Origin of the sequence: Arthrobacter sp. zg-Y1116, from assembly GCF_024385485.1 — a bacterium.
GTDB lineage: Bacteria > Actinomycetota > Actinomycetes > Actinomycetales > Micrococcaceae > Arthrobacter_B.
In genome coordinates this window covers 1-22,481 of the sequence record NZ_JANFLR010000003.1, presented here as the reverse complement: position 1 = coordinate 22,481, position 22,481 = coordinate 1, and the positions used below count along the sequence as shown (strand labels likewise).

The window sequence follows — 22,481 nt, the reverse complement described above, 5'->3', positions numbered from 1 at the left end:
GTTTTTGGGAAAGGGCTATCCCGCGGACGGGCGCGCTGTTATGGTCATCGGCATGGGAACACTGATATTCGAGTAGCGCTGCGCGCTCGAAACCCACCGCAGACACCATCCATTAGAGCTTGTTGAGGCGCTGCCTCCGAGCCCGTCCGTCTGCCCCGCAAAAGCCTCCCCGTAGAACCGGTGTGCTTTCGCATGCCCGGACGGTGTCCCTGACATAACCTCAACGGCCAAGAGCCATTGGAGAACACCATGCGTGCACCTAAAGAGAAAAAGCCCGAATCCGAACAGCCCGTACTGCCGCCGGTCGGGATCCATCTCGCTCCGGCGGCCGAAGCGCGGCTGAGCGAGGCGAGCGCACAGCAGCTTGCCTCCGCTCCGGAGACCGCCCTGCCCGGCTGGCAGAGTCTCGGCAAGGACCACAAGCCCACCCGTGCGACCACGAAGCAAGGCCCGCGGGAACGAAAGGTCCGGTGGTAAGAACGCACGGCCGCCCCGCCCTTCGCGGGCAGGGCGGCCGCACCAACGTCCCGCATCGGGCCCGCGGATAGGCGGCGCGGGCAACCCCAATCGCTGCGCCTGTCTGGCGGGGACCGTGCCGTTCGGGCAAGCTGGATGGGGAGGCGGGAGCCTGCCGCACCGCCCCGCCCGAGAAAGAGCGGCGGACAGCATAATTTCCTGGCGGGCAGATGGCAAATTGGGCCGGCGCTCTGCCAGGGGCGTGGCAGAAGCCACGGCGGAGTGGTCCGCAATACGTCGATATCGTTAATTCCGGTGCCTGATGGGCACTCCCCCATGTCCGCACCGCCGCGGGCCGCTGTAGGAGTACCGGAAGTGGGCGCCGAAATGCCGGAACCGCGGTCCCGGAGCTAGAACCTCAACGAAGCGGAGACGTAATGCCCCACAAAATCATCCTGGATTGCGATCCCGGGCATGATGATGCGGTCGCCCTGCTGCTGGCACACGGCAGCCCGGAGATCGACCTTCTGGCGGTGACCACCGTCGTCGGAAACCAGACCCTGGAGAAGGTGACACGTAACGCACTGGCAATTGCCCGTGTCGCAAATATCACAGGCATTCCCTTCGCCGCCGGCTGCGACCGCCCCCTGGTCCGCACCATTGAAAACGCCCCGGACATCCACGGCGACTCCGGCATGGACGGCCCCGAGCTGCCCGAGCCGACCCTCGAGCTGGATCCCCGCCACGCGGTGGACCTGATCATCGATACGGTCATGGCACACGAGCCGAACACCGTCACCCTTGTTCCCACCGCCGGCCTGACCAACATCGCCATGGCCGTGCGCAAGGAACCGCGCATTGCCGAACGGGTGAAGGAAGTTGTCCTGATGGGCGGCGGCTACCACGTGGGCAACTGGTCCGCCGTGGCCGAGTTCAACATCAAGATCGACCCCGAAGCTGCACACATCGTCTTCAACGAGAAGTGGCCGCTGACCATGGTCGGCCTGGACCTCACCCACCAGGCCCTGGCCACCGACGAAGTGGCCGAGCGCATCGCCGCCGTCGGTACCAAGCCGGCCAAGTTCGTCGGTGAACTGCTCGAGTTCTTCGGCGAGGCGTACAAGGACGCCCAGGGCTTCGATTTCCCGCCCGTGCATGACCCGTGCGCCGTGGCCTACGTCATCGATCCCTCCGTCATGACCACCCGGCGCGTGCCGTTGGACGTGGAACTGACCGGCACCCTGACGCTGGGCATGACCGTGGCGGACTTCCGCGCACCGGCTCCCGCTGACTGCAACACATCCGTAGCCGTCGATCTGGACCACCGGAAATTCTGGGACCTGGTTGTCGACGCTCTTCAGCGCATTGGCGAGGTTGACCTGTGAGTGAAACCGCCCGCCGGCGGGTAAGCGTCGGCGCACTGATGGCGGCTCTGCTGGCCGCCTGCGTGGCGTTCCAGCTGAACGCCTCCATGCTCTCCCCTGCCCTGTTCACCATCGAGCAGGAGCTGGACACCACTTCGGCTGCCGTAGCCCTGACCCAGACGGCATTCTTCACTGCCGCCGCATTGTTCTCCCTGTTCCTGCCCCGCCTCGGCGACATCATCGGCCGCAAGAAGGTCCTCGGCGGAATGCTGGTGGTCCTGACCATCGGCTCCGTGGTGGCCGCCCTCGCACCGAGCATCGAGGTACTGTTCCTGGCCCGGCTGATCCAGGGCGTCTCCGGCCCCACAGTTGCGCTGTCCATGATCATGCTGCGCGTGGAGATCCGCGACCCCAAGCTTTACGGCACCCTGATGGGTGTCATTGCGGCAGTCAACGGCGGCATCGCCGGCGTTGATGCCATTGCCGGCGGCTATCTGGCGCAGAACCACGGCTTCGCGTCAATCTTCTGGTCCATGGCCGTCGTCGGCGTCATTGCCGCCGCCCTCGTCATCGCCGTCGTACCGGAGTCCCGCGCCGAGAAGAAGGAAAAGATGGACTGGGTGGGCGTTGTGCCCCTGGTCATCTCGGTCGGCACCCTGCTGACCGGCTTCAACGAGGCCGGCAAGCTGGCGGAGGCCAACTGGCCGCTGGTCATTGGCCTGATCGTCATTGCAGTCATCGCGTTCGTAGTGTTCTGGAAGGTCGAGAACCGCACCGAACAGCCGCTGATCGCGACCTACCTGCTGAAGCAGCGGTCCACCTGGGCACTGCTCCTGACCACCGTGCTGACCATGACCGGCGTCTTTGCCGTCATGAACGGCATCATCCCGGCCCTGGCGCAGGACGGTGCCGTGGGCTTCGGGATGGGCGCCGAAGAGTCCGCCTGGTGGACCATCACTCCGTACGCCCTCGCAGGCCTCATCGTGGGCCCGTTTGCCGGCCGTCTGGCAGGCACCTGGGGTTACGCCAAGGTGCTGCGGATCGGCACTGTCGGCTCGGTCATCGCCCTGGCCCTGATGCTCCCGGTCGTCGGCAGCGATTCCCGGCTGGGGCTGCTGGCCATTTCCATCCTGGTTGGCATCACCTACGCCGGCATCGGCAACGTAATGCTCAGCGGCCTCGGCGTTATGCTCTCCCCCAAGGAGAACCCAGGCTTCCTGCCCGGCCTCAACGCCGGCGCGTTCAACCTGGGCGCCGGCCTGAGCTTCGCCGTGATCTACGCGGCCAAGACCGCCACCACCGTTACGGACGGATCCGGCACCGAAGGCTACTACGGCGGCATCATTGCCGGCGCGGTCATTTTGGGCCTGGCCCTGGCCGCGTCCTTCCTGATCCCCAAGCCTGCTGTCACCGCGGATCCGGCGGCTGCTGAACCGACCGCCGGCCGAGCCAAGATCGAGGTGAACTCGTGACTGAAACCGCCCGCCGACGGGTAAACGTCGGCGCACTAATGGCCGCCCTGCTGGCCGCCTGTGTGGCGTTCCAGCTCAACGCTTCCATGCTCTCCCCCGCCTTGGTCAGCATCGAGGAGGAACTGGAAACGACCTCCGCGGCAGTCGGACTGACGCAGACGGCGTTCTTCACCGCCGCCGCGCTGTTCTCCCTGTTCCTGCCCCGGCTCGGTGACATCATCGGCCGCAAGAAGGTCCTCACCGGGATGCTGGTGGTCCTGACCATCGGCTCCGTGGTGGCAGCCCTCGCCCCGAGCATTGAGGTTCTCTTCATCGCCCGGCTGATCCAGGGCGTTTCGGGACCGGTGGTTCCGCTGACGCTGATCATGCTGCGCGTGGAGATCCGCGATCCCAGGCTGTACGGCACCCTGATGGGCGTCATCACCGCCGTCAACGGCGGCATTGCCGGGGTCGACGCCGTCGCCGGCGGCTACCTCGCGGAAAACCACGGATTCGCCTCCGTCTTCTGGGCCATGGCCATTGTCGGTGCGGTCGCCACGGCCCTGCTCTTCTTCCTGGCGCCCGAATCCCGGGCCGAAAAGAAGGAAAAGATGGACTGGGTGGGCGTTGTTCCGCTGGTCATCTCCGTGGGCACGCTGCTGACCGCGTTCAACGAGGCGGGCAAGCTGGCGGACGCCAACTGGTTGCTGGTGATCGCCCTGATCGTCATTGGCGTCCTCGCCTTCGTGGCGTTCTGGAAGGTGGAGAACCGCACCGAGCAACCGCTCGTGGCCACGTATCTGCTGAAGCAGCGCTCCACCTGGGCCCTGCTGCTGACCACGCTGCTGACCATGACCGGAGTGTTTGCCGTCATCAACGGCATCATCCCGGCCCTGGCGCAGGACGGCGTCGTCGGTTTCGGCATGGGCGCCGAGGAGTCCGCCTGGTGGACCCTTACGCCGTACGCCCTGGCGGGCCTGCTCCTGGGACCCCTCGCCGGCCGGCTGGCCGCCAGCTGGGGTTACGGCAAGGTGCTGCGGATCGGCCTGATCGGCGCCGTCATCACCCTGGCCCTGATGCTCCTGATGGTCGGCAGCGACTCCCGGCTGGGGCTGCTGGGCGTGTCCGTGCTGATCGGCATCACCTATGCCGGCATCAGCAACATCATGCTCAACGGACTGGGTATCGTGCTCTCCCCTCGGGAGAACCCCGGCTTCCTGCCCGGCCTCAACGCCGGCGCGTTCAACCTGGGCGCCGGCCTGAGCTTCGCCGTCATCTACGCGGTGAAGACGGCGGCCACCCCGGCCGACGGCGCGGGATCCACCGGGTACTACGCCGGTATCATTGCCGGTCTGGTCATCCTGGCGCTGGCTTTGGCCACGTCCTTCCTCATCCCGAGGCCCGCCGACGCCGAGGTTGACGCCGCCGAGGCCGAGACCGACCACCGCTGATCCCAGCACGCCACCCAAGGAGAATCCCTGCATGTCCGCCGGAAAAGTTGTAGTTGTCGGCTCGCTTAATGCCGACCTGACCGTCCGCACCGAGCGCTTCCCCTCCCCCGGGGAAACCCTGAACGGTTCGGAACTGGTCATTGTCCCGGGCGGCAAGAGTGCCAACCAGGCCGCTGCCGCTGCCCTGCTGGGTGCCGAGGTACGGCTCTTCGGCGCTGTGGGGGCGGACGGGCACGGGGATCTGCTGCTCGAGGCGGCTGCCGGTGCCGGGGTAGACGCCTCCCGCGTCCTGCGCCGCACCGGCACCGCAACGGGCACAGCCATGATCGTGGTGGATGCTGCCGGAGAGAACACCATCATCGTCTCCCCCGGCGCCAACGGCACGGTCACCGGCGCCGAGCTCCCGGCGGACCTGTTCGACGACGCCGCAGTGCTCTGCCTGAGCCTGGAGGTGCCGCTCGAAGCGGTGACTGCCGCAGCGCAGGCCGGGCACGACGCCGGCGCCCAGGTGCTGCTGAATCTGTCGCCGTACCGGGAGGTGCCCGCCGAACTGCTGGCCCTGACCGATGTCCTGCTGCTCAACGCCCACGAAGCGGCGCTGGTCACTGGACTGTCCGATCCGGCGGCGGACTGGGAACGGGTCATCGCCGCCCTGGCCCGCCTGGGTGTGCGCCGCACCATCATCACGCTCGGCGGCGAGGGCGCCGTCGTACTGGACGGCACCGCTACCGGTGCGGACCGTGTTGTTGCAGTCGCTCCCACCCGGGTAACCGCGGTGGACACCACCGGGTGCGGGGATGCGTTCACCGCCGGCACTGCTGCGCGGCTTGCCGCCGGCGATTCGCTGGTTCAGGCCGCCGAGTTTGCGGCGCGCGCCGGCGCCCTGGCCGCTACCCGCGAGGGTGCGCAGTCCTCGTATTCGGCGCTGCTGGACATGGCGGGCTGACCACCTATCCCGTCCTTCCAAGGGGCCCTGCCTCTGCCGCTCGGCAGAGGCAGGGCCCCTTTTCCGTATGGCTTTTTCGTTAGTTCGTTCTCCGCCGCCTATGCTGGCAGGTACTGCGGCGAATCCGCCGCGGAACCAGCCGGCTTTATGGGGGAAGCATGTCCGAACAAGTGCCGCAGGGCACCAACAACGCCAATAGTTACAATTCCTATGCCTATCCCGGAGCCCCGGGCGTGCCCGGGCCTGCCGCAGCGGGGGTCGCGCCGAAGCGGCCGAAGCAGGTTGATTCAGCTTTCGTGCTGCTGATGGTCACTGTGGCCCTGACCGTGCTGAGTGTCCCCGCGGGCATCTTCATAGCGAACGCGGACGGCAACACGGTCACTGCCGAAGGCGTCGTCTTGTTGGTGGCGCTGGGCGTCATCTGCCTCGCTTTCACTCTGGTAGCCGCCATCTTCATCCGCAAGGGCCATAACTGGGCGCGGATCCTGCTTGCCGTCTACACCGGTCTTTCAGTGCTGTCCCTGTTCACTGGAACAAACCTGCTGGGCTGGTGGGGAATCCTGGCACTGGTCGTGGCCACGGTGATGGTGTACCGGAAGCCGTCGCCGGCGTATTTCAAAGAAATGAGCCAGTACCGGCAGCATAAAGCGCTCAACCAGGCCTACTAGCCACCTCTGCAGTGCAGTGAAGGCGGTGCCTCCCCGATGGGAGGCGCCGCCTTTTTGCGCTGGTGCTAGGCTCTGCCCGCATGGATGAAAAACTGGGGGAATTCCTTAGCAACTTCAACCGCGCCATCGAGCTCTCGCGGGAGCATCTGACGCGAAACGATGGCAGGGAACGCATCCTGGACGTGCTGACGGAGCATATCGGCGTGCCTGCGGCTGACGTGCCGATTGTGTCGCAGGATGTTCCGGTTCACCGGTTCGCGGACTTGGACATTTCCCTGGAGAAGATCGCCGGACGGGATCCGGCGGCCCGGCTCATCGGGGTGGGCGGCGGGCAGCAGCGACAGCACCAATCCCTGGCCGACATCGTTCTGGAAGGCTACGGACCCGTGGGGATCGGCCAGCCCGATTTCGTGAACCTCGCTGTGGGGCCGGAGAGCACCCGTGAGGTGGTGGCTTTGGGGCTGCGGTTATTCGCCTATGAAGGTGTTCCGCTTGCCGTGCTGCAGCGCGCCGCCAACCCCCAGTACGGACGCTCGGGAGCGGACGTGGCGGTGCTGGGCCGGAACCGTGAAGCGTCCGTGGGCTTCCTGGCCGAGCTGCAGGAAGAACTGCGCACCAACAGCATCCTGCGCGGCCAGGTTGTCTCCTTCGCCTTCGATCCGTACGGCCAGCAGGGCGCCGGCGTCACCTTCCTCGCCCGCCCGTCGTTGCCGGCGGAGGAAGTGATCCTGCCCGGTGAGGTGCTCGACCGCGTGCGGCGCCATGTGCTCGGCATCGCGGCCAACCGGGAGGTGCTCCGGGAGCATGGACAGCACCTGAAACGCGGTGTCCTACTCTATGGCCCTCCCGGCACCGGAAAGACCCACACCGTGCGCCACCTGCTCAGCGCCAGCGAGGGGACGACGGCGGTGCTGCTGGCCGGGAATTCGCTGCACATGGTGGGTGAGGCCGCACGGCTGGCCCGCGCCATGGCGCCGTCCATGGTGATTCTCGAGGACATTGACCTGGTGGCCGAGGACCGCAACATGGGCCACGGCCCGCAGCCGCTGCTCTTTGAAGTCCTGGATGCCTTGGACGGGTTGGATGCGGACGCCGACGTCGTGTTCCTGATGACCACCAACCGCGCCGAGGCCCTCGAACGGGCACTGGTGCAGAGACCGGGACGGGTGGACCTTGCCGTCCGGATCCCGCTGCCCGGCGTCGAGAACCGTGTCCGGCTGCTGGAACTCTATGCCCCCGCCGGGGTGTTCTCCGATGCCGCACTTCAGGCCGCGGCCGAGCAGTCCGAGGGCGCAACAGCGTCCTTTGCCCGGGAGCTGGTGCGCCGCGCGGTGCTGCGGGCAGTGGATGCCGGCGAGAAACCCGGCGATTCCCATCTGGCCGCAGCGGCGCAGGAGCTGATGGGGCAGGGCGAGGCCCTGACCCGAAGCCTGTTGGGTGCAGGTGGAGACGGTTCCGGGGACGACGACGGCGGCGCCGGTAGCGCGGGCTTCGGGCACGGCGGCGCAGGTCCGCAGCCCGGGGTCAGCGTGGGGTACACGTTTGGTTGGATGCCTTAGCCCGGACCTGTGTGCGCCGGCCCTTCGAATGTTCCCGTCCGCCTACGCGGCGCGCCTTGCCCGGCCACCGGCCAGATGGTCCTGTGCTCCCAGACTGGCTACCGCCGGCGGAGCTTCATTCGGGGCGGTTGCGGCCCGGTGAGCTGGTCCCGCAGTTCCTGGAGGGCCGCCACACGTTCGGCCAGTTCGTCCGGGCCCGCTTCCTCCCACTCCTCGAGGCGGCTGCCCTGATCGATCACATCAAGCGCGGCGGCTTTCACCTCGTCGTCGAGCCTGCCCACCTGGGACTGCGCCGCCGCGAGCGCCACCCACAACTCGGCAGCGTTGTCCTCGCGCAGCAGATAACCGAACGATTCGATGACCAGGCGCGTCGCTTCCTCGTCCGGAATCTGGTCCTCGAGATGTTCGCGGTACTCCCCGCGAATGTCCGCCGCCGTGTCATTGGCAAAAATGCCACTCCCCCATGCACCCATGCGGCGAGTATTGCAGATAAATGAATTTACGGGGCGGAAGCCGGTTGGACCTGCTCAGCTCCCGAAAGCTCCCTCGAGGAAATGCCGGTTTGCTTCGGCCCGCTCCAGGAGATCCTCGCTGGTGAAGTACTTCCGGTCGAACTCTTCCCAGTCGCCGACGAACATGGTCCATTCGCCGTCGACCTGAACCGGCCAGCAGCGGCGGACCCAGTTGAGCTTTTCGCGGATGTTGTTCCGGTTGGCCGGATCGGTGCTGGTGTACTGCAGGACGGTGCAGTTGTGGATCATCTGCTCTTTGTCCGCGTCCCGTTCCAGGAACTCTTCGTCGCTCCAGCGCTCCAGCACCAGGCGCGTGGCCCACATGAATTCACCGTGGGTCACCAGGAGGACGTTGTCGCGGGCGTTTTCGCGGTGCAGGGTGCTCAGGATGTTCCGCACCCGGTTTTCGGCGACATTGGCAATGGATTCACCGGCGGGCGGAGCCCAGTACAACGGATCGCTCTCGCGGTAGGCGGCGTTCTGCGAATATTTCTGAGCGAAGTCCTGCTTTGACATGGATCCGATCTCGCCCCAGGAACGCTCGCGGATCACCCGGTTCTCTTCCCAGCGCACGTCCAGCCCGAGGTGCGCGGCGGTCTCGCGGGTCCGGGTGTAGACGGAGACCATGGCGCGGTCGAATTCGATATTCTGCCGGGCGATCCAGGCCCCGGCGACCTTGGCCTGCTGGACCCCGAGTTCCGTGAGCCGCCACGAACGGTCCGGGACGGTCATCGTCTCTTCGGTGTAGAGGCTCGGGTCCCCGGCCTTGGCTGCCCTTTGCATTACGTTCGCTTCACTTTGTCCGTGACGGACGAGGAACAGGTTCCGGGGCATGACCATTGGAGACTCCTAACGCGCGCGCACTGACTCTGCTTTTTATCTTATGGGTGTCATTCGATCGCCTTGGACGCACCATGGAGAAGCAGGCCCCCAGCGTCGTGCGCGCGACATCCTTTGTACCCGGAGCGCCGGGGTTTCACGAATCCGCGCGCACAGCGTTTGGAGGACGGGACTAGATTCCGTCGACGCCTTCAGCTTTTGCCGCGGCCGCATCCCGGGCGGCCAGCTGACGCTTATACCAGGGGTAGACAGCGAGGGTGCTCAGCGAGACAACGGACATGACAGCGGCCAGAACCCACTCACCGGTCACGGCAAAGTAGACGGCCAGGGCAATGCCAACGGCGATGGGTAGATAAAACGTGCGGGTGAGAACCTTTTTGGCAGGAAGGCTGGTCCGGTGGGTGACATAGAGAATCCGGGTCCTGTACTTGCCGTTGGCACGTATGGACCCGGTCCACGTCGTCCAGGCAGTCGACGGGACGCTTCGCGTCTGGGAAATATGTGCGCCCCCGTGCTCTCTCCCCGAGGGATTTCAACCGACACCCGTGGCAAAACCGCCGGAGGGACACCCTGCTGTGGCATTCTTGGGCGCGTCATCCGACACACATCCGGCACACGCCAAGGAACGGTCAGGAACCGCATGAAGAAGAACTTCCCGGCAGCGCCCCTGCTCATAGCGGCACTGTCACTCATGGCCCTGGCCGGATGCTCCTCCTCGTCCAGCAGTTCGTACTCCCTCGAACCGTATTACCCCGAACCCCGTCCTCCCCAGGAGTGCCGGACGCTGCTGAACCAGACGATGGACCACGTCCGTGCCGGGGAGCACTCTGACAGGGTCAACGATGAGGTTGCGCTGCTCTCGGAGGTCTGCCCGTCGGAAATGGATGTCTTTACCAGCTACGCCGCCTCATCCGATATGCCCTTTGACGTGTACTGCGACGAGATTGCCGGCAGTACCGACCCGGAAGCGCTGGTTATGCTTCGCCAGGACGGGCACTGCAAGGGCGGTACGGCACCCGGCGCGGTCCCAGCCGGGGGCTGGCCGCAAGGCGGCCTGGGGTGGGACAGTGCACGGGATTACGCCGGGACCTATCAGCGGATCTGCGGCCCGGTGACGAGCGTGCGCAACACCTACGACGGCGGCTTCGTCAACGTCGGCCTGGACTATCCCGACAACGGACGGTTCACCTTCATCATGTGGGGCGTCCAGCTGGAGCCGATCGCGCCCGGCACGACCGTCTGTGCCGCCGGGAACATTTACCTGTACGAGGGAGGCGTGGCACAGATGGAGCCGGCTGAGCTTGAAACCTGGAAATAGCGCAGCCTGAGGCGGGGAGGGAGCCGGGGTGGCTGCCGCAGACATAGAAGGAAGGTATGACAGCCACAGCTTCCCCAAAGAACTCCTCGCCGCTCACCGAACCGAAAAGCGGCTCGAAGCAGCGTCGCACAACGCGCCGCTGGACCGCTCCGTTTTCCCGGCTTGCGCTGCGAAGCCACCGGAATGATCTACCTCGGGCAAAGTCCCTGACCTACCGCTGTTCGCCGCCGGTGCCGAAGCACTTACCCCCGAAAAACTGGCGGACCGCTGACCAGCGAGGGCACCAGCACCGTAGTCGCGGCCCCCTTCACCCTCTCCAAGCTCAAGTTCATGGCCGACAACATGCCCTCCAACGATTTCGAGTCCCTGACCCGCCGTCTGCGCATCAGCCGCGGTCTGCCCGGCTCCGTGAAGCTGCCGGTCCTGACCGAGGCACTGACCACCCGGTACTGGATGCAGGACGGCCTTGCCGAGAACAAGATCGAGGACTGGGCCGGCGTTCAACGCCAAGGCAAACGGCCTGCGGGCTGTTGACCCCGGCCTTTTACCCCTGCATGCGATGGACGGCGGGGCATGCAAGCTCGTCCCGATGAACCTCTCCCAGCGGACTTGCACGGCCTCAGTGTCCTCCCCGTTCAAGCTCAATGAGGGCCGGGAGGTGCGTCTGACCGACGGAATCCCCATTGCCACGACCACCCTGGAATCCCTGTGCTTCGGCGGCGGTCCGCGAGCAAGACCGGGCCTATGGGCCCACCTCCAAGGGGCACATCGCCATCCTTGATGCCAGCGGCCGCACCGTCACCCACGCCGCAGGCACGCATGCCATGGCGCGTGCTCGGTCCCATGGACTCTTTACTGTTCTACATATTTGTTTCTCTGCGGCCCGCAGCCTGACGGGTGAAACCTATTCCGCCGAAAGCGTGTCTAAACGTGTAGTGAGCCGTTGGCAGCCCATAGAAAAACCCCTCCCGACCGGGCGTTATGCCTGATCAGAAGGGGTTTCGTGGAGCCCCCTGCCGGATTCGAACCGGCGACCCCCTGTTTACAAGACAGGTGCTCTGGCCAACTGAGCTAAGGGGGCATGGCCGGCGGGCTAAAAGTCCCAGCCGGTCACGCCGCCGTCGTCCGCCCGAGCAAACGGGTGCGAACAACAGCGCTAGACAAGATTAGCCCAGAGCGCCCGCCCCCGTGAAACCGGAAAGGTTTCACGGGGAACAGGCGCCGGGCCAAGCCAGGCTTACTTGTTGGCGTCGATGGCGCCCTGGACAGTTTCCACGAAGGTGTTCAGGTCCGCTTCCTCGCCGTTGACGAAGGCCGTCGGGGTGCCGTTGATGCCGTCCACCCGTGCCAGCTGGTCCGCGTACTTCACGAACGGACGGTAGGTGCCGTCGTCGATGCAGTCTTCCATGCCCTCGGTATCGGCACCCACGGACGCAGCCATGTCCACCAGCTCGGCGTTCTTCACTTCACCGGAGGCGTGCTGGGCGAAGATGGCCTTCATGAAGTCCCAGTAGGACTCGGGGCTCTGGTCCGCCACGCATGCCGCTGCATTGGCGCCGCGGGAGGAGTAGTTGGAGGTGGAGTTGCGGTCCAGGAATGCCACGGTGCGGTATTCGTAGGTGATTTCGCCCGCATCCAGCCACTGGGAGATCTGATCGTCGTAGGTAGCGGCGAAGTCTGCGCAGTGCACGCAGTTGATGTCCACGTATTCCACCACCTGGACTGGCTCACCCTTCGGTGCAGCTTCAACCCCCGGCGGAATCGGAGTCTCCTCGGCGGCTTCCTCCGGCGCGGCCGGCAGCGTCTCCGTGTCGAAGTCGAAGGTTTCCGTGGGCTCCAGCGCGGTGGTCGAGGTCAGCGTAAACCCGCCGTACTCATTGGCATTGGCCGGCGAAGTGCCGGTGTTCGCGATGTCCTTGCCCATGCTGTTCACCACAATTACGGCCACAATCGCGATCACCGCAACGATGGCCACCACAACACCCCAGATCACCAGGAGACGGTTGCGCCGCTCCTTCTTCTGCTGGGCCTCGCGCAGTGCGCGCGCCTGCTCGCGGGCAGCAGCAGTGCGTTCCGCCTTGGTCGGCTTGGGGTTCCGGTCAGTCATAATTCCTCATGTCTCTCAACGCCGGCCACGTTTCCGGGGCCGCTCAGCTCATCACCAGTGTAGGGGGAACGGCGCCCACCACCTTTCGACCAACGCCCGCGGGCGGTACAAAGTTTCCCCGCTTCGCTAGAGTGGCAATATACGACCAATCTATAAAGGGGTGCCATTCGTGAACGCTGACGCGGATCCGAGTTCCAAGGAAGACGCTCCGGACAGCTACGGCGACTTCGATTTCATCGTCGTGTCCAACCGGCTTCCGGTTGACCGCATTAGTGGATCCGACGGCGAAACCTGGCGGCGCTCACCAGGCGGGCTGGTCACGGCCCTGGCTCCCGTGATGGCAAAGGCCGACGGCGCGTGGGTGGGCTGGCCCGGCTCCCCGGACGAAGAAGTGGAACCTTTCGACCACGACAACATGTACCTAAAGCCGGTGCCGCTGAGCACCGACGAAGTGGAACTGTATTACGAGGGCTTCTCCAACGCGACGCTGTGGCCGCTGTATCACGACGTGATTGCCGCCCCGGAGTTCCACCGCACCTGGTGGGATGCCTACCGCACCGTGAACCGCCGGTTCGCCGACGCCGCCGCTTCCGTCGCCGCGAAGGGCGCCACGGTCTGGGTCCAGGACTACCAGCTGCAGCTGGTCCCCCAGCTGCTGCGGCAGGCCCGGCCCGACCTGAAGATCGGCTTCTTCAACCACATCCCCTTCCCCCCGCTGGAAATCTTCGCCCAGCTGCCCTGGCGCCGGAACATCATCGAGGGCCTGCTCGGTGCGGACCTGATCGGGTTCCAGCGCCCGTCCGATGCGAGCAACTTCCTGCGCTGCGTACGCCGCTTCGCCGGCTACACCATCCGCCAGCAGCAGGTGAACGTGACCACGGAAGACGGACTGTCCTACGTTTCCCGCGCCGAGGCGTTCCCCATCTCCATCGATGCCAGCCAGATCGCCGAGCTGGCGCAGCGCGAAGACGTTATTGAACGCTCCAAGCAGATCCGCCGCGAACTCGGCAATCCGGACACGGTGCTGCTGGGCGTTGACCGGTTGGACTACACCAAGGGCATCAGCCACCGGCTCAAGGCCTACGGCGAACTCCTCGAAGACGGCCGGATCACTGTGGAAAACGCCGCCATGATCCAGGTGGCCAGCCCCTCCCGCGAGCGCGTGGAACAGTACCGGCTGCTGCGCGAAGAAGTGGAAGGCACCGTCGGCCGGATCAGCGGCAGCTTCGACACCATCTCCAACACCGCGCTGCGCTACCTGCACCACAGCTATCCGGTGGAGGAAATGGTGGCGCTCTACCTTGCCGCTGACGTTATGCTCGTCACCGCGCTGCGCGACGGCATGAACCTGGTCGCGAAGGAATACGTCGCCGCCCGCACCGGCAATACGGGCACCCTGGTGCTCTCCGAGTTCACCGGCGCCGCGGACCAGCTGCGCCAGGCCGTGCTGGTCAACCCGCACGACATCGACGGGCTGAAGGCCGCCATCCTCACCGCGGTAAACATGCCGGCCAGGGAAGCCAGCCGGCGTATGCGCCTGATGCGCCGGCAGGTGCTGCAGAACGACGTCGAGCGGTGGTCCCGGAACTTCCTGGAGGCCCTCGAACAGGACCAGGACCGGGAACAGACCGAGAATCAGGACCGGGAGTAGTCATGAGTGCGCTGGATACCGAGCTGCAGGCGGCGCTGGAGTCCGTGGCCGGCACTGGGAAGCTCCTGGTGGCGCTGGACTTCGACGGTGTGCTCGCCCCGTTGGTGGAACATGCCGAGGATGCCCGCCCGCTGGACGGATCGGCCGCCGCTGTCCGGACCCTCGCTTCCCTCCAGGACACCGTTACCGCGTTCATCTCCGGGCGTGCGCTCGACAGCCTGCGCACCGTTGCATCCCCGGATCCCGAAACCCTGCTGATCGGCAGCCACGGCGCCGAAACCTGGACCGGTCCGAATCAGGAACCGCTGCAGCTGACCGCCGAGCAGGCCCAGCTGCTGGCCAGCGCCCGCACAGCGGTGGAATCCGTGGTCGCCCGGCACCCGGGCTGCCGGCTGGAACACAAGCCGGCCGGCGTCGTCCTCCACACCCGCAGCGTCTCCGAACCGGCCGCTGCCGCCGCCGCCACTGAGGAAGCGCGGAGGGAACTGAGCCTGCTCGACGGTGTTCAGGTCACCGACGGCAAATCCGTCCTGGAGGCCTCCGTCGTCCACACCAACAAGGGCGAAGGCATCCTTGCCCTGCGGGAACTGACAGGCGCGACGGCGGTGCTGTTCGCCGGCGACGACGTCACCGACGAACGCGGTTTCGCGGCTTTGCAGCCCGGCGACGTCTCGATCAAGGTGGGCGACGGGAGCACGGCCGCCGCATACCGGGTCGCCTCCCCCGAGGAATTCACTGCGGTACTCGCAGAACTTGCCCGGCTGCGTGCCGCCGCCGTCGCCGGATAACAACCCGCACGGGCCGGACGTTCGCAGCTGGACAACGTGTGTAATACTGTCCCCGTGAGCTGCGTCACAGGTCGGTGAAGACCTGCCAGCGGTGATCGACTCAACTACATAGCTCTCCATTCACAACGGATCGTCGGGCACGTACCTGCCCGTGAAGGGAAACACCATGGCAACGGTAACGTTTGACCAGGCAACACGCGTCTACCCGGGGACGGAACGCCCCGCAGTAGACAACCTCAGCCTCGAAATCGCCGACGGCGAATTCCTGGTTCTCGTCGGCCCCTCGGGCTGCGGAAAATCCACCTCGCTGCGGATGCTCGCGGGGCTTGAAGACGTCAATTCCGGGCGGATCCTCATCGGTGACCGTGACGTCACCGATGTTCCGCCCAAGGACCGCGACATCGCCATGGTTTTCCAGAACTACGCGCTGTACCCGCACATGTCCGTGGCGGACAACATGGGCTTCGCCCTGAAGATCGCCGGCATCGGCAAGGAAGAGCGCATGGAACGCGTCCGCGAGGCCGCGAAGCTGCTGGACCTCGAAGACTACCTGGACCGCAAACCGAAGGCCCTCTCCGGCGGTCAGCGCCAGCGCGTTGCCATGGGACGTGCCATTGTGCGTAACCCGCAGGTCTTCCTGATGGATGAGCCGCTCTCCAACCTGGACGCCAAGCTGCGTGTGCAGACCCGCACCCAGATTGCTTCGCTGACCCGGCGGCTCGGCGTCACCACGGTGTACGTCACCCACGACCAGGTGGAAGCCATGACCATGGGTGACCGCGTGGCAGTGCTGAAGGACGGCGTCCTTCAGCAGGTCGATACCCCGCGCAACCTCTATGATCACCCCCGGAACGTTTTCGTGGCCGGATTCATCGGTTCCCCGGCCATGAACCTGCTCGAGCTTCCGGTGGTGGACGGCGGCGTGGCCTTCGGCGGGTCCGTGTACCCGGTGGAGAATTCGGTGCTCGGCGCCGCCGCGGGCAACACCGTGACCCTGGGCGTCCGCCCTGAAGACATGGAAACCGTGCCGGAGGGCGAGGGCCTGCGCGTCGAGGTGGACGTGGTCGAGGAACTGGGAGCAGATGCCTACGTTTACGGCCACAGCACCATCGACGGCAAGGACCATGACATGGTGGTCCGCGTTGACGGCCGGCGTCCTCCGATGAAGGGCGACACCCTCCACGTCCGCCCGCAGAAGGGCCACGTGCACCTGTTCGACACCTCCAACGGGGAACGACTGGCGGAACAGGCGTAACCCGGCCGGAACGACATGCGGTGGCTCCCCTGCTCAACTAAACTTTTGAGGTGGGGAGCCACCGCTTTTTCGTTAATGCATGCTGAGACGTAAGGGCTTTCGCCTATGACAGATTCCGTACCTGCCAACTGGCAGAACGAACCCACGGACTGGGAGCAGACCGGTAAGCTGCCCCGCACCACGCGCTCCTCGACCAACCGGATCAACACGCTGGGGTCGCTGAACATCACCGCTGCGTCCATGGACCCGGCCCTGCTGGACCTGCCCTGGCACATTCCGCTGGAGGAATGGCCCAAGGAGAACCTGGCCGCCCTCCCCCGCGGAATTTCCCGTCACGTTGTCCGCTTCGCGCGGCTCGGCGATTCCCTCATTGCCATCAAGGAAACCAGCGAACACGTGGCGCGGCAGGAATACCACATGCTGCGCAAGCTTCGTCGGCTCAACGTCCCCGCAGTGGCTCCGGTGGCGGTCATTACCGGCCGTATGGATCCAGCCGGTGAAGAGCTGCAGCCGGTACTGGTCACCCGGCACCTGCGCTTCTCCCTTCCCTACCGTGCCGTCTTCTCCCAGACCCTGCGCGAAGTCACGCTGACGCGGCTGATCGATGCCCAGGCGCTCTTGCTGGTCCGCCTGCACCTGGCCGGCTTCTACTGGGGCGATGTCTCCTTGTCCAACACACTCTTCCGCCGCGACGCCGGCGCCTTCGCCGCCTACCTGGTGGATGCGGAAACCGGGGAGCTCTACCCCGAATTGTCCAACGGGCAGCGCGAATACGACTTGGAGATCGCCCGGGTCAACATCGCCGGGGAACTGATGGACCTGGCCGAGGGCGGCCTGGTCGAGGAGTCCGTGGATCCGCTGGCCACCAGCGAACGGATCATGGACAGCTACCGCCGGCTCTGGGCCGAGCTGACCGAGCGGGAATCCTTTGGAATGGCTGATCGGTGGCGTGTGGATGCCCGCATCCGGCGCCTCAATGACCTGGGGTTCGACGTCGACGAGCTCAGTATCAGCACCACCCCTGACGGGACGCAGGTCCAGTTGCAGCCCAAGGTGGTCGACGCCGGCCATCACCAACGCCGGCTGCTGCGCCTGACCGGCATCGATGCCCAGGAGAACCAGGCCCGCCGGCTGCTTAATGACCTGGACTCCTACCGGGTGACCAACCATCCGGAACTCGACGAAGAGCTAAGCGCTCATCTGTGGGTCACGCAGGTCTTCGAACCGATAGTCAAGGCCGTGCCGCGGGATCTGGGCAGCAAGCTCGAGGCCGCCGAGGTGGTGCACGAAGTCCTGGAGCACCGCTGGTACATGTCTGAAAACGCAAACCGCAACGTGCCCATGGCCGAGGCGGTGCAGTCGTACATGGATACCATCCTTCGCCACCGGCGTGACGAAGCTGCGATCCTGCTCAGCACCGATACCCGGACTATGGAGATCCTGGACGCAGGAGGAGCCCCGGCCTAGGGCCGGGGCTCCTCGGTGGTGCCGTTGTGCGGGTCAGTAGCTGGAACCGCTCTCGGCCGCGACCACCGCGACCATGAAAATGATGAAAAGGATCGTGAAGAGGGTTCCCAGCCCGCCGACAATGATGCCGATTACAGCGGGAGTGTTGCCCATCCCGGCCTTGCGTGACTGGTTCAGCCCCACGATGCTCAGCACCAGGCCCACCACGGAGAAGAAGAAGGACGTGATGAGGCCGGCGATGCCCATGGCCTGGCCCGGGTTCGGCCGCGGCTGGGGGTAGGCATCCTGTCCGTACGCCAGGTAACCAGGCTGCTGGCCGTAGGCCGGCGCTTCCTGGCCGTAGGCCGGCGCGTCATGGCCGGCTCCCGGGTAGGCAGGCTGCTGTCCGTACGCAGGCACTTCCGGCTGCTGGCCGTAGGAAGGATACGCAGTGTTTCCCGTTTCCTGCTGGGACCCGGGGTAGGCGGACGGCGCCGACGGGGGCGGGGCATACTGGCCGCTATCCGAAGCACCATCGTTTGCGGCTGCCGGGTCGCCGCCGGACTGCCATTCTGGTCGGTTCTCTGACACGCGTATTCCCCCTGAAGATGAAGTGGTTAGCGTGGTCGCGACGGCGTCCGTTCGACATCCATCCGACTACGCAAAGTCGGTGTGACCTACGCCAATCCTATACATTCAAGCTGAGCCGTACCATCCATTCCCGGAACGGAGAGCAGACGTCCCGCTTCCTGCAGAGCGTGGCGTAAATCTCCTGTGATCTGCATGACCATCGCCGACTCAGCGGAAGCCGGAGTCGTTAAATGGAACTGTAAGGTGAAAAAATCTGCGCGAAGGATGACGCCCTGAATGGTTGAACAACTGACTACCGCTTCCAGCCTGGCCAGGCTGGTCCCCGTCCATGAGCCGCCCGCCGGCCGTGAGTGGTGGCGGTCCTCGGTGATCTACCAGATCTACCCGCGTTCGTTCCGCGACCTGCGTGGGGACGGAGTGGGGGACCTGCCCGGCATCACCGCCGAGATCCCCGCCCTGGCCGAACTCGACATCGACGCCATCTGGCTCTCCCCCTTCTACCGCTCCCCGCAGAAAGACGCCGGCTACGACGTCGCCGACTACTGCTCCGTGGACCCCCTCTTCGGCACCCTGGAGGACTTCGACGCCCTCGTCGCCGAAGCCTCCCGCCACAACATCCGCATCATCGTGGACCTGGTCCCCAACCACTGCTCCGACCAGCACCCCCTCTTCCAAAAAGCCCTGGCCTCCCCCGCCGGCTCCCCGGAACGGGACCTGTTCATCTTCCGCGACGGCACCGGAGACCACGGACAGAACCCGCCCAACAACTGGCAGTCCCACTTCGGCGGCCCCGCCTGGACCCGGATCACCGAACCCGACGGCACCCCCGGACAGTGGTACCTGCACCTCTTCGACACCTCCCAGCCGGACTTCAACTGGGACAGCCCCGCCGTGCACGCCGAGTTTGAGAAGATCCTGCGGTTCTGGCTGGACCGCGGCGTCGGCGGGTTCCGCGTGGACGTCGCCCACGCTTTGATCAAGAAGTCCGGGCTCCCGGATTGGGGCGGACGCGCGGACGGGTCCTCCTCCGAGGGATTCCCCGGCTCGGACGCACCCATGTTCGGCCAGCCCGGCATCCATGACATCTTCCGGTCCTGGCGGAAAATCCTGGACTCCTACGACGGGGACCGGGTGCTTTGCGCCGAAGCGACCATCGACCCGATCGAGCGGCTCAGCGACTGGGTCCGGCCCGACGAAATGCACCAGACGTTCAACTTCGCCTACCTCCACCACCCTTGGCATGCCCCGGCCCTGCGGCATGTCATCGAGTCCTCCCTGCACGCCTTCGACCGCGTCGGGGCACCAACCACCTGGGTGCTGTCCAACCACGACGTCGTCCGGCACGCCAGCCGCTTCGGCCTGACCGGGGCCGGTCCCCGCACAGGGGACGGGCTCGGACCGCAGGACGAACAGCCCGACCTTGACCTTGGCCTCGCCCGTGCCCGCGCCGCCACCATGTTAATGCTGGCCCTGCCCGGCGGTGTCTACCTCTACCAGGGCGAGGAGCTGGGCCTGCCGGACCACACGATGATTCCGGATGAGTTCCGTCAGGACCCCACCTTCCACCGCACCGCTGGAGTCCGCGTCGGCCGGGACGGCAACCGCGTGCCGCTGCCTTGGAAAGCGAACCTGCCAAGCTACGGCTTCAGCTCCACCGGGGAGAGCTGGCTGCCGCAGCCGCCTATTTGGGGAAGGCATTCCCGGGACATAGAGCAGCGCAACCCCGACTCAACCCTGAACCTCTACCGCCGTGCCCTGGACCTGCGCCGCGAACTGGATCTTGGCAACGGTTCACTGGCGTGGTGGCCGGAGCACGACGACGACGGGCTGGTCGCCTTTGTGAATGGCGGCGTGCTGGTGGCCATGAATATGGGCGATGCACCGGTCCAGCTGCCCGATCTGCCGCGGCTGATGGGCAGCTCGCCTGACGCACTCGAGGGCGCGCGGCTCCGGCCCAACCGCACCGTCTGGATGCGCTTGGGCTAGTGCGGCTCGCCGGGAATAGCCTTCCCGGGGTTAAGGATGCCTGCTGGATCGAACACTGCTTTCACCCTGCGCTGCAGTTCGAGCACCTCTGCCCGCTGCTCCTGCGGCAGCCAGTGCAGCTTGAACTGGCCCACTCCGTGTTCGCCTGTGATCGTTCCGCCCATTGCCAGCGCAACGGTGATGGAATCGTCCAGTGCGGCGTCCAGCCGGTCGCGTCCGCCGTCGTCGTCGGCCTGCACCCAAAAAGTGGGGTGCAGGTTGCCGTCTCCGGCATGGGCTACCACCTTGAGGTTGACCCGGTGCTGTCCCGCCATCCGTTCCAGCTCCGCGACATACCGCACCAGCGCTGAGCGGGGGACGGCGACGTCCTCCCCTACCCGCTCCTGGTCCAGCACCGCGTCTCCGCGGCTGTGCCTGCGCAGTTCTACCAGCCGTTCGGCCTCCGCTGCCCCTTCAGTGCTTACCGTTCCGCCCAGTTCGTTGAGCACTCTGCGCACGACGTCGGCCTCGGCGTCGGCTCCGAAACCATCTGTCTGGATCAACAACAGCGCATCGCCGCGGGCGCGGAGGGCGCTGCCGTGGGCTTCGTCCAAAGCGGTCAGGGTGGCACCGTCCAGCAGCTCCATGATGGCCGGCTGCACACGGGCGGTGCCCACCGCCAAAACGCCGGCGGCCGCCGTCGGAAAATCAGGGAAGAAGGCCGCAATGGTTCGGACCGCCACCGGCAGGTACCGCAGGCGCACGGTGATGCCGACAATAATGCCCAGTGTGCCTTCCGACCCGGTGAAGAGGCTGGTGAGGTCGTAGCCGGCCACTCCCTTGAAGGTGCGCCGGCCAGTGCTGATCAGCGTTCCGTCGGCCAGCACGACGTCGAGCGCCAGGACGGAGTCACGGGTTACCCCGTACTTCGCGCAGCGGAGACCGCCGGCGTTAGTGGCCACATTCCCGCCAATGGTTGAGGACAGGTAGCTGGCCGGATCCGGCGCGTACATCAACCCGTGGGCAGCCGCCGCAGCATTCAGGTCCGCATTGATCACGCCGGGCTCGACGATGGCCACTTCATCCTGCGGGTTGAGTTCCAAGATGCGGTTCATTCGGTCGAGGCAAAGGATGATGCAGCCGCCTGTGGCGTGTGCTCCGCCAGAGACGCCAGTGCCGGCGCCGCGCGGTACAACGGCTGTGCCCGTTGCAGAGGCCCAACGCAGTACCTCCTGTACGCCCTCCACACTGGTGGGCCAGACGACGGCCAACGGCTCTATATAGGCCAGTACCGGCCCGCAGTCTGTGGCATAGGCCGCGAGTACCTCCGGCGATGTTTCGACCAGCAGGTCCGGGCCACTAAGGGTGAGGCCGTGCAGGGCATCCAGGGACATGCCAGCAGACTACCGCGCCCCCATAAAGCGCGCGTAGCGATCCAGGATCTCCGACCATTCGCTTTGCAGCCGCTCATATTCCCGAGCCCCGTCGGGTAGCCGGTCAATGCCTGAGTGGCGGAGCGTCACCACCGTGGAACCGTCAGCCCCCGACGCGAAGTCGACGCGTACATCCGTGGGGATCCGCGGGTCCTGGCCAGCCACCCAGTCCAGTTCCAGCAACGTGTCCGGTTCCCGGGTACGTACCGTGGCCCAGACCGCGGTTTCGCCCTCGGGTCCTGTCTCGGTAAGTACGCCCCCCTCAAACTCGGCGTGTGTACCTTCACCGAAGTCCGTAAGGTCCTCCGGCCACCACAGGTGAAGGTAATCGGTGAATCCGTTAAACGCTTCTTCTGCGTCTCGGGGGATCTGCCGAACCGCCACGACGTCCGGAACGGACACGTCTTGTTTAGTGCCCTCCGGGTCCGGGTCGGCGGCGTGGGAAAACAGGGAGGGGCTCATGCTTTCCAGCCTACCGGGACCTGGCCGGCTGCCTAGGGTCGGGCGGACGGCGCCTGCTGCCTCGACGCCGGCGGGGCCGTGCCTGACCGGGCCCGACAAGCCTGGCCCGTTAAAGAGGAAGAGCCCGTACCAGCACTGGTACGGGCTCAACCTGTATTCAAATATTGTCCGGCGGTGACCTACTCTCCCACATCCTCCCGGATGCAGTACCATCGGCG

21 protein-coding genes and 1 tRNA gene are annotated in these 22,481 nt (G+C 65.8%); 14 read left to right on the top strand and 8 right to left on the bottom strand.

Annotation, left to right across the window (positions count from 1 at the left end; translation table 11 throughout):
* Nucleotides 1-249 precede the first annotated feature (249 nt).
* The 7 genes from NNX34_RS11310 to NNX34_RS11280 all read left to right on the top strand — a co-directional run bounded on the left by NNX34_RS11310 (nucleotide 250) and on the right by NNX34_RS11280 (nucleotide 7,895).
* Nucleotides 250-477 (top strand): hypothetical protein, encoded by a 228-nt coding sequence (locus NNX34_RS11310; protein WP_255766616.1) that lies wholly within the window; start codon nucleotides 250-252, stop codon nucleotides 475-477.
* A 416-nt stretch (nucleotides 478-893) separates the two neighbouring features.
* A complete protein-coding gene (locus NNX34_RS11305) occupies nucleotides 894-1,841 on the top strand; it encodes a nucleoside hydrolase (protein ID WP_227922853.1) in 948 nt (315 codons plus the stop codon).
* Nucleotides 1,838-3,292 carry an MFS transporter gene (locus NNX34_RS11300; protein ID WP_255766615.1) on the top strand — a complete coding sequence of 485 codons (1,455 nt, stop codon included), beginning with the start codon at nucleotides 1,838-1,840 and terminating at the stop codon, nucleotides 3,290-3,292. Before NNX34_RS11305 ends, NNX34_RS11300 begins: the two co-directional genes overlap by 4 nt.
* Nucleotides 3,289-4,722, top strand: coding sequence for an MFS transporter (locus NNX34_RS11295; protein ID WP_255766614.1), 1,434 nt, complete (start codon nucleotides 3,289-3,291; stop codon nucleotides 4,720-4,722). The genes NNX34_RS11300 and NNX34_RS11295 overlap by 4 nt, the downstream gene beginning before the upstream one ends.
* 31 nt (nucleotides 4,723-4,753) lie before the next feature.
* Entirely contained in the window at nucleotides 4,754-5,668 is a 915-nt protein-coding gene (locus NNX34_RS11290) for a ribokinase (RefSeq protein WP_255766613.1), read from the top strand.
* Between the two features lie 158 nt (nucleotides 5,669-5,826).
* A complete protein-coding gene (locus tag NNX34_RS11285; protein WP_227922849.1) occupies nucleotides 5,827-6,336 on the top strand; it encodes a hypothetical protein in 510 nt (169 codons plus the stop codon).
* Nucleotides 6,337-6,416: 80 nt separating this feature from the next.
* Nucleotides 6,417-7,895, top strand: coding sequence for an ATP-binding protein (locus NNX34_RS11280; protein WP_255766612.1), 1,479 nt, complete (start codon nucleotides 6,417-6,419; stop codon nucleotides 7,893-7,895).
* A 98-nt stretch (nucleotides 7,896-7,993) separates the two neighbouring features.
* Here the strand turns inward: NNX34_RS11280 and NNX34_RS11275 are convergent, their stop codons facing one another.
* From NNX34_RS11275 to NNX34_RS11265, 3 genes are all read right to left on the bottom strand, one after another.
* A complete protein-coding gene (locus NNX34_RS11275) occupies nucleotides 7,994-8,368 on the bottom strand; it encodes a DUF4259 domain-containing protein (protein WP_255766611.1) in 375 nt (124 codons plus the stop codon).
* 54 nt (nucleotides 8,369-8,422) lie between these two features.
* Nucleotides 8,423-9,247: a histidine phosphatase family protein gene (locus tag NNX34_RS11270; RefSeq protein WP_255766610.1), complete on the bottom strand. Its 825-nt coding sequence runs from the start codon at nucleotides 9,245-9,247 to the stop codon at nucleotides 8,423-8,425.
* A 172-nt stretch (nucleotides 9,248-9,419) separates the two neighbouring features.
* Nucleotides 9,420-9,557, bottom strand: coding sequence for a hypothetical protein (locus tag NNX34_RS11265; RefSeq protein ID WP_255766609.1), 138 nt, complete (start codon nucleotides 9,555-9,557; stop codon nucleotides 9,420-9,422).
* A 330-nt stretch (nucleotides 9,558-9,887) separates the two neighbouring features.
* On the opposite strand from NNX34_RS11265, the gene NNX34_RS11260 reads away from it, so the two are divergent.
* Together NNX34_RS11260 and NNX34_RS11255 are read left to right on the top strand one after the other, a co-directional pair.
* Complete coding sequence (locus NNX34_RS11260) at nucleotides 9,888-10,565, top strand: hypothetical protein (RefSeq protein ID WP_255766608.1); 678 nt, start codon at nucleotides 9,888-9,890, stop codon at nucleotides 10,563-10,565.
* Nucleotides 10,566-10,895: 330 nt separating this feature from the next.
* Entirely contained in the window at nucleotides 10,896-11,099 is a 204-nt protein-coding gene (locus NNX34_RS11255) for a hypothetical protein (RefSeq protein ID WP_255766607.1), read from the top strand.
* A gap of 470 nt (nucleotides 11,100-11,569) precedes the next feature.
* Here the strand turns inward: NNX34_RS11255 and NNX34_RS11250 are convergent.
* Nucleotides 11,570-11,646, bottom strand: a tRNA-Thr gene (locus tag NNX34_RS11250).
* A gap of 156 nt (nucleotides 11,647-11,802) precedes the next feature.
* Nucleotides 11,803-12,672 carry a thioredoxin domain-containing protein gene (locus NNX34_RS11245; protein ID WP_255766606.1) on the bottom strand — a complete coding sequence of 290 codons (870 nt, stop codon included), beginning with the start codon at nucleotides 12,670-12,672 and terminating at the stop codon, nucleotides 11,803-11,805.
* Between the two features lie 169 nt (nucleotides 12,673-12,841).
* Between NNX34_RS11245 and NNX34_RS11240 the strand changes: the two genes are divergently transcribed.
* The 4 genes from NNX34_RS11240 (at nucleotide 12,842) to NNX34_RS11225 (ending at nucleotide 17,833) form a co-directional block, all read left to right on the top strand.
* Complete coding sequence (locus NNX34_RS11240; RefSeq protein WP_255766605.1) at nucleotides 12,842-14,323, top strand: trehalose-6-phosphate synthase; 1,482 nt, start codon at nucleotides 12,842-12,844, stop codon at nucleotides 14,321-14,323.
* 2 nt (nucleotides 14,324-14,325) lie between these two features.
* The gene (otsB, locus tag NNX34_RS11235) at nucleotides 14,326-15,111 is read left to right on the top strand and encodes a trehalose-phosphatase (RefSeq protein ID WP_255766604.1); all 786 of its coding nucleotides are present in this window, start codon (nucleotides 14,326-14,328) and stop codon (nucleotides 15,109-15,111) included.
* 166 nt (nucleotides 15,112-15,277) lie between these two features.
* The gene (locus NNX34_RS11230; RefSeq protein ID WP_255766603.1) at nucleotides 15,278-16,366 is read left to right on the top strand and encodes an ABC transporter ATP-binding protein; all 1,089 of its coding nucleotides are present in this window, start codon (nucleotides 15,278-15,280) and stop codon (nucleotides 16,364-16,366) included.
* 105 nt (nucleotides 16,367-16,471) lie between these two features.
* Nucleotides 16,472-17,833, top strand: a complete 1,362-nt coding sequence (locus NNX34_RS11225; protein ID WP_227922831.1) for a DUF4032 domain-containing protein — start codon at nucleotides 16,472-16,474, stop codon at nucleotides 17,831-17,833.
* A gap of 33 nt (nucleotides 17,834-17,866) precedes the next feature.
* Here NNX34_RS11225 and NNX34_RS11220 read toward each other — a convergent pair whose 3' ends face one another.
* Nucleotides 17,867-18,403: a DUF4190 domain-containing protein gene (locus NNX34_RS11220; protein ID WP_255766602.1), complete on the bottom strand. Its 537-nt coding sequence runs from the start codon at nucleotides 18,401-18,403 to the stop codon at nucleotides 17,867-17,869.
* Nucleotides 18,404-18,679: 276 nt separating this feature from the next.
* Between NNX34_RS11220 and NNX34_RS11215 the strand changes: the two genes are divergently transcribed.
* Nucleotides 18,680-20,389: a glycoside hydrolase family 13 protein gene (locus tag NNX34_RS11215; protein WP_255766601.1), complete on the top strand. Its 1,710-nt coding sequence runs from the start codon at nucleotides 18,680-18,682 to the stop codon at nucleotides 20,387-20,389.
* On the opposite strand, the gene NNX34_RS11210 is transcribed toward NNX34_RS11215, so the two are convergent.
* Together NNX34_RS11210 and NNX34_RS11205 are read right to left on the bottom strand one after the other, a co-directional pair.
* Nucleotides 20,386-21,762 (bottom strand): FAD-binding oxidoreductase, encoded by a 1,377-nt coding sequence (locus tag NNX34_RS11210; RefSeq protein WP_255766600.1) that lies wholly within the window; start codon nucleotides 21,760-21,762, stop codon nucleotides 20,386-20,388. The genes NNX34_RS11215 and NNX34_RS11210 overlap by 4 nt on opposite strands.
* Nucleotides 21,763-21,771: 9 nt before the next feature.
* Nucleotides 21,772-22,263 (bottom strand): SRPBCC domain-containing protein, encoded by a 492-nt coding sequence (locus NNX34_RS11205; RefSeq protein WP_255766599.1) that lies wholly within the window; start codon nucleotides 22,261-22,263, stop codon nucleotides 21,772-21,774.
* Nucleotides 22,264-22,481: the final 218 nt, after the last annotated feature.